The 2,049-nt window shown below is 70.1% G+C and carries 2 protein-coding genes; both read left to right on the top strand.

Annotation, left to right across the window (positions count from 1 at the left end; all coding sequences use genetic code 11):
• Positions 1 to 107: 107 nt before the first annotated feature.
• On the top strand, positions 108 to 1,478 hold the full coding sequence (locus tag ABD378_RS39460; protein WP_425583966.1) for an MFS transporter: 1,371 nt from the start codon (positions 108 to 110) through the stop codon (positions 1,476 to 1,478).
• 237 nt (positions 1,479 to 1,715) lie between these two features.
• A partial coding sequence (locus tag ABD378_RS39455) for a response regulator (protein WP_486389307.1) occupies positions 1,716 to 2,049 on the top strand: 334 nt, incomplete at its 3' end.

Here is a 2,049-nt window from a genome sequence, read left to right as displayed (position 1 = left end):
AGGGGCTGGGTGCGGTGGCAAGTACGCAAGTAGCGAGTGAGAAGACAGGCGTCGCGAGCGGCGCGCGGCCCGGGACCACCCTCGCCGCGGTGTCCGTCGTGCAGTTCATGGTGTCGCTGGACCTGACGGTGGTGAACGTCGGACTCGCCCGGATCGGCAGCGGGCTCGGCTTCAGCGAGGTGGGCCTGACCTGGGTGATCCACGCCTACGCCCTCACCTTCGGCGGTCTGCTCCTGCTGGGCGGCAAGATCGCCGACCTGTTCGGGCACAAGCGCGTGATGCTGTTCGGGCTCGGCCTGTTCGGCATCGCCTCGCTCGTCGGCGGCCTCGCGCAGGCCCCCGGCCAGCTGGTGGCCGCTCGTGCCGCGCAGGGCGTCGGCGCCGCCGCACTGGCACCCGCCGCGCTTGCACTGCTCGCCTCGACCTTCCCCGGCGGCAAGGAACGGGTGAAGGCCTTCGGCATCTGGAGTGCGGTGAACGCCGCCGGCGGCGCCGTCGGCGTCCTGGCCGGCGGCCTGCTCACCCAGTACGCGGGCTGGCAGTGGGTGATGTACATCAACCTGCCGATCGCCGCCCTCGCGCTGGCCCTGGCCTGGCGCGGCATCGCCAAGGACCGCCCGGCCGCGCGCCGCGGCCGCCCGGACGTACTGGGCGCCGTGCTGGCCACGGCGGGCGCGGCCCTGCTCGTGTTCGGTGTGGTCCGCACCGAACAGCACCCGTGGACCTCGGCGACCACCCTGACCACCCTGGCGATCGCCGTCGTACTGCTGGTCGCGTTCGTCCAGGTCGAGCGGACCACCAAGCGCGACCCGCTGATCCGCCTCGGCCTGCTGGCCAACCGCTCGGTCGCCGGCGCCAACCTCTTCACGCTCCTGTTCGGCGGCGCCATGGCCTCAGCCCTGTACTTCGTCTCCCTCTACCTCCAGCGGGTGCTCGACAGCAGCCCGGCCCGTACCGGAGTCGAGTTCCTGCCGTTCGCGCTGGGGATCGTCGTCGGCTCCACCCTCGCCGTGAAGCTGGGCTACAAGTTCGCCCCCCGGCCCGTCCTGATCACCGGTGGCACGCTGGCCGCGCTGGGCTTCGGCTGGTTCGGCCTGATCCGCGCCGACGGCTCGTTCCTGGTCGACGCCCTCGGTCCGTCGATCGTCGCCAGCGTCGGCATCGGGCTGTGCCTCGCGCCGGCCCTCTCCATTGCCACCGGAGGGGTCGAGCCGCACGAAGCGGGTGCCGCATCCGGCGTGCTCAACAGCACGCGCCAGATCGGTGCCTCGCTCGGCCTCGCCGCCCTCGGAACCGCTGCCAGCGACCGCACCGGCGAGTCGATCACACCCGAAAGCCTCACCGACGGGTACGCACTCGGCATGCTCTCCGGCGCCGGCCTCCTCCTCTGCGCCGTCCTCATCGCGGTCTTCGTCCTGCCCAAGCCCGTCCTGCCCAAGCCCGTCCGGGCCACCGCCGACGGAGCCCAGCAGTCGTGACGTGACTGCTCGCGAGCGGTACTTGTCCGGTACTTGTTCGAAGAACATGGCGAACGCGGCCTCTGGCGATCGGGTTACTCCCCACCCCGATCGTGAACAGGGGCCGCGTTCGTGTGTGCGGACCGGTTACGAGCTCTACAGAAGGAATCCAGGCTCCTCTATAGACGGCATACAGACTTCACCCAGTCGCGCTGTCCACAATGACGAGCTGTCCGAGGATCTACTCAGGGGGCCTGCATGGGAATCGATGTCCTGGTGTCTGATGACCTGCATCTGTCCGGCTTCGCGCTGGCCGCATTGCTCGAGCGGCACGAGGAAGTCCGCGTCGTCGGCCCCGTGGAAAGCAACTTCGCCGCGCTGCAGTTCGCCGAGACGTACCGGCCGGATGTGGCGGTCATCAGTTTCGAGGGTGAGGACAGCGACGCGATCTCCGTCGCCGAGAAGATCGCGAACCTGGGCTGCCGGAGCATGCTGCTTGCCACGGCGGTGACACGGTCGGTCGTCCGCCAGGCCTTCGCGGGCGGCATCGCCGGCATCGTCGAACGCAGCGTGTCACCACGCCAGTTCGTCG

Origin of the sequence: Streptomyces rectiviolaceus (genome assembly GCF_039533825.1) — a bacterium.
GTDB lineage: Bacteria > Actinomycetota > Actinomycetes > Streptomycetales > Streptomycetaceae > Streptomyces > Streptomyces rectiviolaceus.
This window is presented reverse-complemented; position numbering and strand designations above follow the sequence as displayed.